Here is a 13788-nt window from a genome sequence, read left to right as displayed (position 1 = left end):
AGTCTCTGTTTCAGCTTGCAAGCAGGCTGGCGTTTCCGCCCGCCGCCGTCGTGTCGATGCAGGTCACGCGTTCGGTGGCGAAGCGCGCGAGATAGTGCGGGCCGCCGGCCTTGGGTCCGGTGCCCGACAGCCCTTCTCCGCCGAACGGCTGGCTTTCGACCACCGCGCCGATCTGGTTGCGGTTGACGTAGAAATTGCCGACGCAGGCGCGCGCCTGGACGAAGCGCCGGGTGGCCTCGATCCGGCTGTGCAGGCCGAGCGTCAGGCCGTACTGGCATGCGTTGATGTCTGCGATCACCCGGCCGAGATCGTCGGCGCGGAAACGCGCGACATGCAGCACCGGGCCGAAATTCTCGCGATTGAGATCGAGGATCGAATCGATCTCGATGATCGTCGGCGCGACGAAATGGCCGTTGGCGGTGCTTCGCGGCAGCGCCACGCGGTCGATCGGCCGCCCCTGCTTCTTGCAGCGCGCGACATGGCGTTCGAGCGCGGCGTGGGCATCGCCGTCGATCACCGGGCCGACATCGGTGGCGAGTTCCGCCGGATCGCCCACCGTGAGCGCTTCGAACCCGCCGCGGATCATCGCCAGCATCTCGTCGGCGACGTCGTCCTGCAGGTACAGCACCCGCAGCGCCGAGCAGCGCTGGCCCGCGCTCTGGAACGCGCTGGCGAGCACGTCGCGCACCACCTGTTCGGGCAGCGCGGAGGAATCGACGATCATCGCGTTCTGCCCGCCGGTTTCGGCGATCAGCGTCGCGATCGGCGCATCGCGCGCGGCGAGCGTGCGGTTGATGGCGCGCGCGGTCTCGGTCGATCCGGTGAAGGCGACCCCGGCAATGCGCGGGTCGGAGGTGATCGCCTGACCGACTTCGCCCGCGCCGGGGAGCAGTTGCAGCGCTTCGGGCGGAATGCCCGCTGCGTGGCACAGCTTCACCGCGAGCGCGGCGATCAGCGGGGTCTGCTCGGCCGGCTTGGCAATGACGCTGTTGCCCGCGGCGAGCGCGGCCGACGCCATGCCGATGAAGATCGCGAGCGGGAAATTCCACGGGCTGATGGTGGCGAACACCCCGCGCCCGTGGAGGCTCAGCGTGTTCTCCTCGCCGGTCGGGCCGGGGAGGATCATCGGTTCGGCAAACTGCCGCCGCGCCTCGCTGGCGTAGTAACGCAGGAAATCGACCGCCTCGCGCAGTTCGAGCACCGCATCGAGCAGCGTCTTGCCCGCTTCGCGCTGGCACAGCGACAGGAATTCGGGCGTGTGCGCTTCGAACAGGTTGGCGGCCTCTTCGAGCAGAACCGCGCGTTTCTCTCCGCCCAGCGCATCCCAGCCCGGCTGGATTTCGAGCGCACGGGCGATCGCAGCGTCGACTTCGGCGGGCGTGGCGTCGCGGCGGGTGCCGACTTCGATGCGCGTGTCCTGCGGCGAGGTGATCGGCGCGATTTCGCCCGCTTCTTCGGCGGGAAACGTTGGCTCGGCGCTCCAGTCGCGGCTCGCCAGCTCGCCCAACTGCGCCTGCAACGGCCCCAGCACCAGCGGATCGGCGAGGTCGATCCCGGCGCTGTTCTTCCGCTCGCCGAAAATGTCCTTGGGCAGCGGGATCGCCGGGTTGCGGCGCGGCTCCATCGCCGCAAGCTCCGCCACCGGATCGCCGACCAGTTCCTCCGCCGGAACATCGGCATCGCCCATGCGGTTGACGAAGCTGGTGTTGGCGCCGTTTTCGAGCAGGCGGCGTACGAGATAGGCGAGCAGCTCCTTGTGCCCGCCGACCGGCGCGTAGATGCGGACGGGGGTGCGGGAATTGCCTTCGAGCTTGTGCAGCGCGTCGTAGACTTCCTCGCCCATGCCGTGGAGCCTCTGGAATTCAAAGGATTTGCCGGAACTCATCTCCTTCACCGCTGCGATGGTGTAGGCGTTGTGGGTGGCGAACGCGGGCTTGATCACGTCGTCGTGCTCGAACAGCCGCGCGGCGCAGGCGAGGTAGGACACGTCGGTGGCGAGCTTGCGCGTGAAGACCGGGTAGTCGGCATAACCGCCGACCTGCGAGATCTTGATCTCGCTGTCCCAGTATGCGCCCTTGACCAGCCGCACGAACAGCTTGCGCCCGTGCCGCCGCGCGAGTTTCGCGACCCAGTCGCACAGCGGCACGCCGCGTTTCTGGTAGGCCTGCAGCGCCAGCCCGAACCCTTCCCAGCGCGAGCCGTCCGCGCGGGTGAACAGCTCGTCATCGCCGACCAGCGCCTCGATGATGTCGAGCGAGAGTTCGAGCCGCTCGGCTTCCTCAGCGTCGACGGTGAAGTGAATGTTCGCATCGCGCGCCTTCATCGCCAGCGCCTTCACCACCGGAACGATATCGGCGCGCGCTTTCTCGGCGTGGAAGACATCGTACTTCGGATGCAGTGCCGACAGCTTGACCGAGATGCCCGGGGACGGGTCGATCCCGCCGCTCGCCTCGGCCGCCAGCCGATCGAGCGCGCGGTCGTAGGCCTGGCGGTACTTCTCCGCATCACCATAGGTCATCGCCGCTTCGCCGAGCATGTCGAACGAATGCGTCAGCCCCTTCGCCCGCTCCGGCTTGGCGCGTTTGAGCGCTTCGTCGATGGTCCGGCCGTAGACGAACTGCCCGCCGAGGATGCGCATCGCCTGCAAGGTCGCCTTGCGGATTACCGGTTCGCCGAGCCGGTTGACCGTCCGCTTGAGCGTCGATCCCATGCCCCGCTGGTGGGCGTCGGGCTGTTCGAGCACTTCGCCGGTCAGCATCAACGAGAAGGTCGCGGCGTTGACGAAGGTCGAGGCGCTTTCGCCGAGGTGCTCGCCCCAGTCGATCGGTTCGATCTTGTCCTTGATCAGCGCGTCGGCGGTGTCGGCATCGGGCACGCGCAGCAGCGCTTCGGCAAGGCACATCAGCGCGATGCCTTCTTCGGTGTCGAGCCCGAATTGCTGCAGGAACGCGTCGATCCCGCTCGCTTTCTTCGCGCGTGCGCCCTCGATCAGCTCGATCGCCAGTGCCGCCGCGCGGTCGTGCACCTTGGCCGCCGGGCGTGCCTGTTCGAGCCGCTCGGCGATGCAGGCCTCCTCCTCGGCGCGGAAGGCGCGGCGCAATTCGCTGCGATCGAGCATCTGGGCAGAGGTAAAGTCGGGGGCGTTCACTTGGGGGCGGATCCTGAAACCGAGTCGAATGGCAGCGATCTGGACCCGGAAAGCGGCGACTTCAAGCGCAGCCTGCCCGCCCGGTCGTTTGCGCGCGATCAAGGACGGCGGAACGAAGCCCCGGTATGCAGGGTTGGAGTTGACAACACGGATGGTTCGCGCGAATTTGTCCGGACAAATTTACAATAGGTGAGTTCATGGCTTCCGATCTGCCCCCGCCCTACACCGCGCTGACGCGCCATCCGATGATGCCGCGCACCAATCACGACGAAGCGGCGCGGTTCAATTTCCTCACGCACTTCAACCGCTACCTTTCGGGGCCGATCGGCGCGGGCAACCGGATCGCGTACGAACGGCGCGTGCTGCCGGCGTTTCGCGCCGAGCATGGCCGCGATCCCGAACACCGCTACGAGATCCGCGACGCGATGAACAAGGATTCGTGGCACCGCATGTGGTCGGCGTTGAAGCGCAACTCGATGGAAATGCGCCAGCATTTCGGGCGGCAGGTTGTGCTGCGCCAGCTCGACGAACTCGACGCCATGGCGAGCCAGTATAACGAGCATTCGGACATGCTCGAACTCGATCCCGCGGTCGCGCAGCCGCACTACCAGACCGCGGTCGACATCCATTGCCAGCCGGGCGGCTATCATTCCGAGGAGCGCCCCGGCGACGTCACGGTCGGCGCGAATTATGATGTCGGGTTGTTTGCAACCACCGGCGGCGCGCTGGGCGGGCTCAACGATGGCGGCGGTCAGGCGGTGGTCGAATGGGTGAAGAAGGAACGCCCCGACTGGCAGCCCAAACGCATCCTCGATATCGGCTGCACCGTCGGCCACAACGCGGTGCCGATCGCGCAGGCCTTTCCGCAAGCGGAAGTGATCGCAATCGACACCGCCGCGGCTTCCTTGCGCTATGGCGCGGCGCGCGCGGCGGCGATGGGGGTCAAGAACATCCGGTTCGTGCAGGCTTCTGGCGAAGACCTGTCGCGCTGGGCCGATGGCAGTTTCGATTGGGTGCAGACGACGATGTTCCTGCACGAGCTTTCGAGCAAGGCGATGCCGAAACTGCTGGCCGAAGCCAACCGCGTGCTCGCGCCGGGCGGGCTGATCCTGCATATCGAACAGCCGCAATATTCCGACGACATGCCGCTGTTCGAACAGTTCATGCGCGACTGGGATGCGTTCAACAACAACGAGCCATTCTGGTCGGCGATGCACGGGCAGGACTTGAAGCAGGTGATGGCCGAGGCCGGGTTCCCGCGCGAAAGCCAGTTTGTCGCCGGCGTACGGGCGGTGGTCGATCCGGCGATCTTCCCGCCTTCGCCCGACGACGGCGAGGAGGATTTCGGCCGCGCCGCGATCTGGAACGCCTATGGCGCGTGGAAGCCCGCCCAGAAACAGGCAAGCCAGGCGGCAGCGGCGTGACCGAGGGGATCGACTGGGTCGCGCTGTCGGGCAAGCGCGCCAAGGGCAAGCGCCCCGAATATTTCGACGACCCGGCGCTTGACCGGCTGTATTCGACCGTGTTCGCGCTCGCCGCCGAGGTATCGGCGCTGCGCGAACGCAACGACACGATCGAGCGGCTGCTCGACGAAAAGGGCGTGCTGAAGCGCGCAGACATCGAAAACTATCAGCCCGATCGCGAGGCGGGCGAGGAACGCGCGCTCGCCACCCGCGCCTATCTCGCGCGGATCATGCGCGGGTTCCAGCAAGAGGTCGAGGCGATGGAAGCGAGCGACCCGCCGATCAAGGACATAGTGGAGCGATTGTCGCGCGAGTAACGGCTCGCGCACGGGGGAGGGATCATGGAATTCTTGACGGTGAACGAGCTCAGCATTCTGCGCTGGGTTCACATCCTCGCGATGGTGTATTGGCTGGGCGGCGAATGGGGCGTGTTCCAGACCAGCTATCACGTCACCAACCCCGCGCTGTCATTGGAGGAGCGCAGGCGGCACATGGAAACCGCCTACCGCATCGACATCCTCGCGCGCACCGGTATCGTGCTGCTGCTGCCGCTCGGTCTGCATATGGGCAAGATCTACGGTTTCGTTCCGTGGCTCGAAGGGAGCGGCATCTGGTGGATGTGGCTGTTCTTCGCCGTCTGGCTGGCGATTACCTGGACCGCCTTCATCAAGCGCGAGACCGATATCGGGATCACCGTCACTCGCGCCGAGGAACTGCTGCGTTATCCGCTGATCGCGGCGCTGTTCGTCAGCGCCTTCATGGCGTTCGGCGGCAGCGGGCCGATCGCAAGCGGCGAGGGGAACGACTGGTACCCGGCGAAGATGGCGCTCTATGCCTTTGCGCTGTGCATCGGGCTGTTCCTGCGGCTCGTCATGCGCCGCTGGACCGAGCGGTTTCGCATCCTGGCGATGGGACCCGACGCCGCACAGGAGGCCGCGCTCGCCCGCGAGATCGGGATGGCGCGGCTCGCGGCCTATATCTACTGGATCACCATCGCCTCGGTCTGTTTCCTGGGCGCGGTCAAACCCTTTTGAGGAGCAACGCCGATGCCCGCCTACATGATCGTCACCGCCGCCATCTCCGACCGCGAGAAATTCATTTCGGGCTACGGCGCGGCGGCGGCTGAACTCATCCCGAAATTCGGTGGCGAATACCTCTTGCGCGGCCCCGGCGCGGAATGTCTCGAGGGCGAATTCGGAGACGGTGCCTCGATGGTGATCTCCAAATGGCCCGACCGCGCTGCGGCGAAAGCATTCTGGAACAGCCCGGAGTATGCCGAGGCAAAGAAGCTGCGCGAAGGGCTGGCCGAAGTGCAGGTGCTGCTGATCGACGGACCCGACCTGTCGGTGTAGAGGCATGACGGTGCAGCGGCCCGATCCAGCTCTCTATGCCGGCGACCTGTTCGGCGAATACTATCAGGCGGAGCGTCCAACCGCTGTGCGTCGTGTTTCCCTGCGCGAGCTGGTGCCGGGATTGCTCACCTGCCTGATCGCGGCGCTCGCATCCTTGTGGCTGGCCGAGCACTACGGGTTTCCCGCGATCCTGCTCGGGCTGTTGATCGGGCTGGCGCTGAACTTCCTTGCGCAGCTGGGCGCGCTCGAAGCCGGACTCGATTTCGCGGCACGGCATTTCCTGCGCCTCGGGATCGTGCTGCTCGGCCTGCAACTGACGGTGATGGACGTATCCGGTTTGGGATGGATGCCGTTTGCCGGGCTGGTGTTGATCATGGGAAGCGCGTTTGCCGCCGGGATCGTCGGAGCGCGCCTTAGCGGACAGGGCCGCTACGCCGGCGCGCTGGCGGGAGGGGCTACGGCGATTTGCGGCGCGTCTGCCGCGCTGGCGCTCTATGCCGTGATCGGGCAGGACCGGCTCGATCAGGCACGCTTTACCATTACCCTCGTCGGCGTGGCGCTGGCGAGCGCATTTGCGCTGTCGCTCTATCCGGTGATCGCCGGCGCGCTGGAGTTGACCGACGCACAGGCGGGTTATCTCGTCGGCGCATCGATCCACGATGTCGCACAGGCGATCGGCGGCGGCTACGCCATTTCCGAGAATGCGGGCGAGCAGGCGACCATCATCAAGCTCACCCGCGTCGCCTTGCTGGCGCCAGTCGTCGCACTTGTCGCGGTCTGGCTGGGTGATGCGTCGCAAAGCCCGGGCGACGCATCGAGGACATTGCGCCCAATCTGGCGCAGGCTTTCCTTGCCGTGGTTCATCCTCGCCTTCCTGGCCACGGTTGCGGTCAGTTCGGTGGTCGCAGTCCCGCCGGACATTGCCGAGGGCGGGCTCGAAGCGTCGAAATTCCTGCTGCTTCTGGCAGTTATTGCCACCGCCATGCGGTCGCGCCTGTCGCTGCTGATCGAGGCCGGGTGGCGACCGCTGGTCCCGGTCTTTTCCGCGACCTTCGTCTCGTTCCTGGCCGCACTCGCTGCGGCGATCCTGCTGATCGATTAGAGGAGCCACCTTCGATGCCGATTTCCCGCCTGAGGCGCGCCTTCACCGAACACCCTGCGAGCGTGGGGGAAAGCTACTTCGAGCACTTCCTCCATGCGACGCGGTTTGGCGTGCGGATGGTGCTGGGCGGGTTCGCCTGCATGCTGCACGGCCTGCTGCCGTTCCTGTTCGTCAGGACCGGAAGCAATCAGATCCAGACCCTCCACGGGCAGATGGTGGTCAATCGCAGCAAGCTGCCCGACCCGATCGACTTCGTGATCTAGAGGCTCATTCCAGGATCTGGTTGAGCTCGATCAGGATCCCGTCGGGGTCGAAGAAGTTGCAGCCCATCACGCGAATGTCCGGCCCGCCATCGCGGCCGGGATAGACCTGCAGGCGCGGTTCGGCGGTGAAGGTCACGCCGGGGACCGCCTTGGCCGCTTCGCAGCGCCCTTCGACATCGTCGGTGTTGAGCACGATCACCACGCCGCCGGGGCCCATGCGCTTGGGGTAATCGCCCGCCGGGATCGGCGGGTCGAGCCATTCCATCAGCCCGATCCACCCGACCCATGGGTCGTTGGCGTTGAGCAGGACGAGCCGCGCAGTCGCGCCCGGCTCGCCCGCCGGCAGCGCGACGCCCGATGTGGTGACTTCGGTGTCGTAGTTCACCTCGAGCCCGATCACGTCGCGGTAGAGAGTCAGCGAATTCTCGATATCGCGCACGATGATGGTCGATCGGCGGACATCGGTCGGCAGGCGTTCGGTCGGAGCTTCGACCCCGGCGGCGCGGGGAGCCGGCGCAGCAGCCATCTCGCTGCGGTTGTCGATATCGACCACGCATCCGGACAGGATGCCCGCTGCCAAGATCGTAGCAATCCACCTCATTCGCTCTCTCCCACAGCGCCACCCTCGATCAGCGCGTCGATCCGCGCGGATCCGTAGCCCAATCCAGCGAGCACCGCGCGCGCATCGCGGCCGGGCTGGGGCAGGTGCTGCGGCGCACCGATCCGGTGCCCGCCCATTTCGAGCGGGATCGTCGGCAGGCGCACCGGCGTGCCGTTGTCGAGCGTCACGTCCTCCAGACCGCCGGTGTTGAGGTGCGGGTCGTCGAACATGTCCTCGGGCTTGCCGATCGGCGCAAATGGGAGCCCGCTGCCATCGAGCTTGGCGATGACCTCTGCCGCCGTCATCCCCCCAACGAGATCGCGGATCACCGGCATGATCCGATCGCGCGCCTGCACCCGGGCGTTGTTTTCGCGCAGGCTCTCGTCCGCCCACAGCTCGTCGAGACCGAACAGCGCGCAGAATTTCTCCCACAGCGCATCGGTGACCACGCCGATGAAGACCGGATCGTCGCGCGTCTCGAATACGTCGTAGATCGCCCAGGCGGAGACCCGCGCGGGCATCGGCGCGGCGGGCGTGCCGGTGACGGCGTATTGCGCCATGTGCTGGCCTACGAGGTAGATGGTGGTTTCGAACAGGCTCGCGGTGACCTTCTGCCCCTTGCCGGTGCGGTGACGTTCCTCGAGCGCTGCAAGCACGCCGATCACGCCGAACATGCCGCCGGTCACGTCGATCACGCTCGCCCCGGCGCGCAGCGGCTGGCCCGGCGGGCCGGTCATGTAGGCGAGCCCGCCCATCATTTGCGCGACCTCGTCGAGCGCGGTGCGGTTCTCGTAAGGGCCGGGCAGGAAGCCCTTTTCGGAGCAGTAGATCAGGCGCGGATTGGCCGTTGCGCAGCTGTCGTAATCGAGCCCGAGCCGGTCGAGCGCGCCGGGGCGGAAATTCTCGACCAGGATATCGGCACCGGCGATCAGGTCCTTCGCTACGGCGAGGCCCTCTTCGCTCTTCAGGTCGAGGCAGATCGACTGCTTGCCGCGATTGTACATCGGGAAATAGCCCGCGCCCGAACCCATCAGCCGCCGCGTGCGATCGCCGCCGATCGGTTCGACCCGCACCACCTCGGCCCCGAGCCCGGCGAGGATATGACCGACGGCTGGCCCCATCACCATGTGGGTGAACTCGACGACGGTGATCCCGGCGAGCGGGGCGGGTGCGCTCATGCGGCGACCCTCTGCTTGTAATCGAGCATCGGCCCGGCATCGGGGGTAAAGCCGTAGAGCGGTTCGCCCGGCAGCGCCTCTTCGATGATGTTGCGCACCTTGAGCAGCTTCTCGAGATCGATCCCGGTGGTGTAGCCCATCGAATTGAGCATCAGCACCAGATCCTCGGTGACGAGATTGCCGCTCGCACCGGGCGCGAAGGGGCAGCCGCCCAACCCGCCGAGCGAGGCGTCGAAAGTCGTGATCCCTTCCTCCAGTCCGGCAACCACATTGGCGAGGCCCAGCCCGCGCGTGTTGTGGAGGTGGAGAGTGGTGAGCAGGTCGCCGCCGACCGCCGCCTTCACCTTGCGGGTCAGCCGCCGGACCTGCGCCGGGTCGGCATATCCGGTCGTGTCCGACAGCGAGAGTTCCCGCGCTCCGGCTTCGACGGCCTTTTCGGCGAGGCGCACTACCTGATCCTCGCTCACCGCGCCCTCGATCGTGCAGCCGAACGCGGTCGACAGCCCGACTGCGAAGTGGATGCCGTGTTCGCGCGCGATCTCGGCGGCGGCCCGGATCTCCTCCAGCATAGCCGGATGATCCTTGCGCACGTTCTTGAGCGAATGGGTTTCGCTCATCGAGAACGGGATGCTCATCGCGTCGACGCCCGCCTGCGCCGCGAATTGCGCGCCTTTCGCGTTGGGCACCAGCGTAACGACAGTCAGACCATCGATCCCCTTGGCAAAGGCAACCAGCTCCGCGGTGTCGGCCATCTGCGGGAGCAGCTTGGCCGGAACGAAGCTGCCGACCTCGATCTCGCGCACGCCCGCAGCCGCCTCGGCGGCGATCCAGCGCTGCTTGGCTTCGAGCGGCATTACCCGGTCGATCGACTGCAGCCCGTCGCGCGGGCCGACTTCGGAGACGAGGATTTCGGTCATGCTGTGGCCTCCCAATAGACCCACGGTCGCGCCGAACGGTCGTGTGCCGTCCAGTTTTCGATAGCGCTTGCTTGCGTCAAGGTAAGATCGATCGCATCCAGCCCTTCGGCCAGCATCTGCTTCGCCTCGGGATCGATCTCGAACCGGTGATCGCCCGCATCGCTGCGCACTTCCTGCGCTTCGAGGTCGATCGATATCTCGCGCCCCGCCAGTGCTTCAATCGCGGTGCGCTCAAGCGCGATCGGCAGCACGAAATTGCGGATGCAATTGCCGCGGAAGATCGGCGCGAAGCTCTCCGCGACAATCGCGCGAATGCCGTATTCGGCGAGCGCCCAGACCGCGTGCTCGCGGCTCGATCCGCAGCCGAAATTGGCTCCGGCGGCGAGGATGCGCGCGTCGCGATATTCGGGCCGGTTGAGAGCGAAGTCCGGATCCGGAGTGCGCGTCACCGCGTCGGTGTAGCGCCACGGGGCGAACAGCCCATCGGCGAGACCGGTGCGCCCGGTCGAGCGCATCTCGCGGCTCGGGATGATCGTGTCGGTGTCGATATTGTCGCGCAGGATCGGCACGGCGATGCTGGTCAGTGGCTCGGGGAAGGCGCTCATGCCGGAACCTCTTCGCGGACGTATTCCCGCGGGTCGGCGATGGCGCCGGCGAGGGCGCTTGCCGCGACCGTTTCGGGCGAGGCGATGTGGGTGCGGATGCCGGGCCCTTGGCGCCCTTCAAAATTGCGGTTGGTGCTGGAGATCACCCGCGAGCCTTTGGGGAAAGCCTCGCCCCCGGCGAAGAAGCACAGCGAGCAGCCGCTCATCCGCCATTCGAACCCGGCGGCTTCGAACACCGCGTCGAGCCCCTCGGCCTCGGCCTGCCGCTTTGCCGCGAGCGAGCCGGGTACGACCAGCGCCTTCCTGATCGACGGTGCGATCCGGCGGCCTTCGAGAATTGCCGCCGCCCGGCGCAGGTCGGAAATCCGGCTGTTGGTGCAGCTGCCGATAAACGCGGCATCGACCGGGGTTCCGGCCAGCGCCGCCCCCGGTTCGAGCCCGATGTATTCGTGCGCGCGCTCCGGTCCTTGCGGCACCGTGCCACTTACCGGGATCGCCTGTTCGGGACTGGTGCCCCAGCTCACCATCGGCGCGATGGCGGACGCGTCGATGACGATCTCGCGGTCGAACGCCGCGTCCTCGTCGCTGGTGAGCGCGTGCCAGTAGGAACCGTCGAAGCTCTCGGGCGCGTATCGGCGGCCCGCGAGATACGCGAAGGTCTTTGCATCCGGAACGATCAGCCCGGTCATCGCGCCGAATTCGGTCGCCATGTTGCACAGCGTCATGCGCCCTTCCATGTCGAGCGCCCGAACGGCCTCGCCCGCAAACTCGACCACGTGACCCGCACCGCCGCCCGCGCCGTGTTTGGCGATCAGCGACAGCACCATGTCCTTGGCGGTGACGCCCGGCGCAAGCGCGCTGTCGAACTGCACGCGCATTGTCCTGGGCCTGTCGAGCCGCAGGGTCCCGGTGACCATCGCGTGTTCGGCTTCGCTGCTGCCGATGCCCCAGGCGAGCGCGCCGAACGCGCCTTGCGTGCAGGTATGGCTGTCGGGCGCGACCAGCGTCAGGCCGGGAAGCACGATTCCGTGCTCTGGACTGATGACGTGGACGATGCCCTGACCGGGATCGTTGACGTCGAACAGCGTGATCCCTGCCGCCTTGCAGGCCGCGCGCGTCTCGGTGATGAAGCCTTCCCCGCCTTCAAGAAGAGTGCCGTCGCCGCGCCCGGGACGCGTGTCGACGATGTGGTCCATCACCGCGAAAACACGAGAAGGATCGCGCACCACACGGCCCAGTTCGGCCATCCGGCCCAGCGCCGCCGCGCCGGTGCGTTCGTGCAGGAAGACGCGGTCGATCGCGATCAGGGTCGCACCGCCGGGCGTGTCGGCGACGGCATGCGTTTCCCAGATCCTGTCGAACAGCGTTCGTCCCATCGTCGCGTCAGGCCTCCGCCTTCATCTCCTCGTCGACGCTCCGCCAGTCCCTGGTCACGAAGGTCTCCTGGATCGCGGTGCGCGTTTCCAGCAACCCGTTGCGGATCCAGTGCCACGTGCGGCAGCGGTTTTGCCCGTCGTCCGAAATCTGGATCTGCTCATAGAGATACAGCGACGGATCGCCGGTCCGCTGCCAATACAGCATCATGGTGCGGTTGTATTCGTCGAGCGGGACTTCGGCGGCCCAGCCCTGGATCAGCTCGTTGTCCCACCAGATGCGCCCATCGCGATAGGTCGCGGGGAAATCGCGCGTCTCGGTGCGGCCGTCGGGCCAGGTGTAGTAATTGGTCTGGTGGTACGGAATGTCGTCGTCGCCGGTGATGCGGCACAGCAAACGGCTGGCATGCTCGTCGATCTTCTCGTTTTGGGCATTGAAATAGGAATAGGTGCCATCCCACACGCCTTCGTGGCGAGCGAGCAGCGGCATGGCTTCGGCGAACGTCGTCATCGGGGGGCTCCGTCGAGGTTGAGAAGGGTTTCGTGCCAGCGCCGCGCGGCATCGCCGGCGCGGATCCGGGCGAGGGCGCGGGCGTGGAGGGCGGCGGGGTCGAGGCGGGCAGGATCGAGCGGGATCGCATTGGCGGCGCTTGCTTCGTACCACGGCTGGAAGAATGCCTCGGCGCGAGCGACGGCCCAGGCGCGCTGGAGGTACTCGCCGAACCGGTCGGGCGTCATGTCGGGATAGAGGTGGTTGGGATCGCCCGCAGGTGGGGAGGGCCAGACGATATCGCTTGCACCGAGCGCGGAGGCGGCGGAATCGACAGCGGCTTTCGCGTCATCGAAAGCGTCCGACTGGCCGTGTCCGGGAACGTCGATGGCGATGTCCCCTTCACCCGGCTCGCACATTTGTTCGGCTGGACCGTGCAGGATGAGGCTTCCGCCCTTCGTGCCCTTCCAATGGATGAGGCCTCCATCCAGCGACAACCAGCCTTCATCCGCATTCTCGGCAAGCTCTGGGCATGCCGCATCGTCGACATGGTCCTGCAGGAAAGCGAGGCTTGCCGCCTGATGATCGGCTGGCGAGCGCACTTTCTCAGCGCGCCAGCCAGCAGGCATGTGGCCCAGCCGGTCGATATGCGCCTGCAGCGGGTCGCCATCATAGGCGGTGATGAGGCACGGCGGCCAATTTCCTGTTTCAGGGGGCGCATCGGCAGGCGGAATGTCGCGCGGCGCGCGCAGCACCGCGCCATAACCCGCGCGGTAGGCATTGCCCGCGTCGAGCATTTCGGAGACTGCCTGCGCCACCCGTGCCACATCGGCATGGGCGACCGACAGCCGCGCGTCTTCGCGGGTATCGAACCATGGGAACACCCAGCTCTGTTCGAGCATCCGGTTCCACAGCCAGGTGAGATGCTCGCCGTAATCGCTGGGGTGGAACTCGGGGAGGTAGCGGGTGCCGAAGATGCGCATTTCCTCCTCGGTCCATATCGCATAGCCGCCGACCGCGAGGCAGGCGAAGCGGTGCGGCTGGCGCTTGAGCGCGGTGACGAGGATGATCCCGCCCGAATGGAAGCCGTAGGCCGGGACCTGCCCGACCCCCAACGCGTCGAGAAATTCGCACAGCGCATCGGCGAATTCGGCGATCTCGGGTTCGCCCGGCAGCGGATCGGACTGGCCGAAGCCCGGCGTATCGGGCGCGATGCAGGTGAAATGCTCGCCCCATTGCTGCATCAGCGCGGCATATTCCGCCGAGGAGCGCGGGCTCTGGTGCACCATCAACAGG

The 13788-nt window shown here is 66.6% G+C and carries 14 protein-coding genes; 6 read left to right on the top strand and 8 right to left on the bottom strand.

The features are described from left to right. Positions 1–10: 10 nt before the first annotated feature. Positions 11–3118, bottom strand: a complete 3108-nt coding sequence (putA, locus tag KDC96_RS11415) for a bifunctional proline dehydrogenase/L-glutamate gamma-semialdehyde dehydrogenase PutA (RefSeq protein ID WP_212452633.1) — start codon at positions 3116–3118, stop codon at positions 11–13. A 227-nt stretch (positions 3119–3345) separates the two neighbouring features. On the opposite strand from putA, the gene KDC96_RS11410 reads away from it, so the two are divergent. The 6 genes from KDC96_RS11410 to KDC96_RS11385 are packed head-to-tail and all read left to right on the top strand — an operon-like array spanning position 3346 to position 7328. Continuing rightward, positions 3346–4572, top strand: a complete 1227-nt coding sequence (locus tag KDC96_RS11410) for a class I SAM-dependent methyltransferase (protein WP_212448552.1) — start codon at positions 3346–3348, stop codon at positions 4570–4572. Beyond that, positions 4569–4928: a hypothetical protein gene (locus KDC96_RS11405; protein ID WP_212448551.1), complete on the top strand. Its 360-nt coding sequence runs from the start codon at positions 4569–4571 to the stop codon at positions 4926–4928. The genes KDC96_RS11410 and KDC96_RS11405 overlap by 4 nt, the downstream gene beginning before the upstream one ends. Positions 4929–4952: 24 nt before the next feature. Continuing rightward, a complete protein-coding gene (locus KDC96_RS11400; RefSeq protein ID WP_212448550.1) occupies positions 4953–5645 on the top strand; it encodes a hypothetical protein in 693 nt (230 codons plus the stop codon). Between the two features lie 12 nt (positions 5646–5657). Then, positions 5658–5963, top strand: a complete 306-nt coding sequence (locus tag KDC96_RS11395) for a DUF1330 domain-containing protein (RefSeq protein ID WP_212448549.1) — start codon at positions 5658–5660, stop codon at positions 5961–5963. Positions 5964–5967: 4 nt separating this feature from the next. Beyond that, on the top strand, positions 5968–7065 hold the full coding sequence (locus tag KDC96_RS11390) for a YeiH family protein (protein WP_212448548.1): 1098 nt from the start codon (positions 5968–5970) through the stop codon (positions 7063–7065). A gap of 14 nt (positions 7066–7079) precedes the next feature. Next, on the top strand, positions 7080–7328 hold the full coding sequence (locus KDC96_RS11385) for a DUF6356 family protein (RefSeq protein WP_212448547.1): 249 nt from the start codon (positions 7080–7082) through the stop codon (positions 7326–7328). A gap of 4 nt (positions 7329–7332) precedes the next feature. Here the strand turns inward: KDC96_RS11385 and KDC96_RS11380 are convergent, their stop codons facing one another. Genes KDC96_RS11380 through KDC96_RS11350 form a run of 7 tightly spaced genes read right to left on the bottom strand, consistent with a single transcriptional unit; the run spans position 7333 to position 13781 of the window. Further along, complete coding sequence (locus tag KDC96_RS11380) at positions 7333–7929, bottom strand: VOC family protein (RefSeq protein ID WP_212448546.1); 597 nt, start codon at positions 7927–7929, stop codon at positions 7333–7335. Further along, positions 7926–9107: a CaiB/BaiF CoA-transferase family protein gene (locus KDC96_RS11375; RefSeq protein WP_212448545.1), complete on the bottom strand. Its 1182-nt coding sequence runs from the start codon at positions 9105–9107 to the stop codon at positions 7926–7928. The genes KDC96_RS11380 and KDC96_RS11375 overlap by 4 nt, the downstream gene beginning before the upstream one ends. Further along, positions 9104–10024, bottom strand: coding sequence for a hydroxymethylglutaryl-CoA lyase (locus KDC96_RS11370; RefSeq protein ID WP_212448544.1), 921 nt, complete (start codon positions 10022–10024; stop codon positions 9104–9106). The genes KDC96_RS11375 and KDC96_RS11370 overlap by 4 nt, the downstream gene beginning before the upstream one ends. After that, a complete protein-coding gene (gene leuD / locus KDC96_RS11365) occupies positions 10021–10629 on the bottom strand; it encodes a 3-isopropylmalate dehydratase small subunit (protein ID WP_212448543.1) in 609 nt (202 codons plus the stop codon). The genes KDC96_RS11370 and leuD overlap by 4 nt, the downstream gene beginning before the upstream one ends. After that, positions 10626–12005 (bottom strand): 3-isopropylmalate dehydratase large subunit, encoded by a 1380-nt coding sequence (locus tag KDC96_RS11360; RefSeq protein WP_212448542.1) that lies wholly within the window; start codon positions 12003–12005, stop codon positions 10626–10628. The genes leuD and KDC96_RS11360 overlap by 4 nt, the downstream gene beginning before the upstream one ends. Before the next feature lie 7 nt (positions 12006–12012). Next, positions 12013–12513 carry a DUF3598 domain-containing protein gene (locus KDC96_RS11355; RefSeq protein WP_212448541.1) on the bottom strand — a complete coding sequence of 167 codons (501 nt, stop codon included), beginning with the start codon at positions 12511–12513 and terminating at the stop codon, positions 12013–12015. Then, the gene (locus KDC96_RS11350; protein WP_249171771.1) at positions 12510–13781 is read right to left on the bottom strand and encodes an alpha/beta fold hydrolase; all 1272 of its coding nucleotides are present in this window, start codon (positions 13779–13781) and stop codon (positions 12510–12512) included. Before KDC96_RS11350 ends, KDC96_RS11355 begins: the two co-directional genes overlap by 4 nt. Positions 13782–13788: the final 7 nt, after the last annotated feature.

The sequence above is a fragment of the Erythrobacter sp. JK5 genome (assembly GCF_018205975.1).
Lineage (GTDB): Bacteria > Pseudomonadota > Alphaproteobacteria > Sphingomonadales > Sphingomonadaceae > Erythrobacter.
Note: the sequence above shows the minus strand (reverse complement) of the source record. Positions and strands in the feature narration are given on the sequence as shown.

Bases quoted from the DNA above. Each gene is read 5' to 3' on its own strand.
- putA (WP_212452633.1), bottom strand. From the start codon at position 3,118: ATGCTCGATCGCAGCGAATTGCGCCGCGCCTTCCGCGCCGAGGAGGAG.
- KDC96_RS11410 (WP_212448552.1), top strand. From the start codon at position 3,346: ATGGCTTCCGATCTGCCCCCGCCCTACACCGCGCTGACGCGCCATCCG.
- KDC96_RS11400 (WP_212448550.1), top strand. From the start codon at position 4,953: ATGGAATTCTTGACGGTGAACGAGCTCAGCATTCTGCGCTGGGTTCAC.
- KDC96_RS11395 (WP_212448549.1), top strand. From the start codon at position 5,658: ATGCCCGCCTACATGATCGTCACCGCCGCCATCTCCGACCGCGAGAAA.
- KDC96_RS11390 (WP_212448548.1), top strand. From the start codon at position 5,968: ATGACGGTGCAGCGGCCCGATCCAGCTCTCTATGCCGGCGACCTGTTC.
- KDC96_RS11385 (WP_212448547.1), top strand. From the start codon at position 7,080: ATGCCGATTTCCCGCCTGAGGCGCGCCTTCACCGAACACCCTGCGAGC.
- KDC96_RS11380 (WP_212448546.1), bottom strand. From the start codon at position 7,929: ATGAGGTGGATTGCTACGATCTTGGCAGCGGGCATCCTGTCCGGATGC.
- KDC96_RS11375 (WP_212448545.1), bottom strand. From the start codon at position 9,107: ATGAGCGCACCCGCCCCGCTCGCCGGGATCACCGTCGTCGAGTTCACC.
- KDC96_RS11370 (WP_212448544.1), bottom strand. From the start codon at position 10,024: ATGACCGAAATCCTCGTCTCCGAAGTCGGCCCGCGCGACGGGCTGCAG.
- leuD (WP_212448543.1), bottom strand. From the start codon at position 10,629: ATGAGCGCCTTCCCCGAGCCACTGACCAGCATCGCCGTGCCGATCCTG.
- KDC96_RS11360 (WP_212448542.1), bottom strand. From the start codon at position 12,005: ATGGGACGAACGCTGTTCGACAGGATCTGGGAAACGCATGCCGTCGCC.
- KDC96_RS11355 (WP_212448541.1), bottom strand. From the start codon at position 12,513: ATGACGACGTTCGCCGAAGCCATGCCGCTGCTCGCTCGCCACGAAGGC.
- KDC96_RS11350 (WP_249171771.1), bottom strand. From the start codon at position 13,781: ATGGTGCACCAGAGCCCGCGCTCCTCGGCGGAATATGCCGCGCTGATG.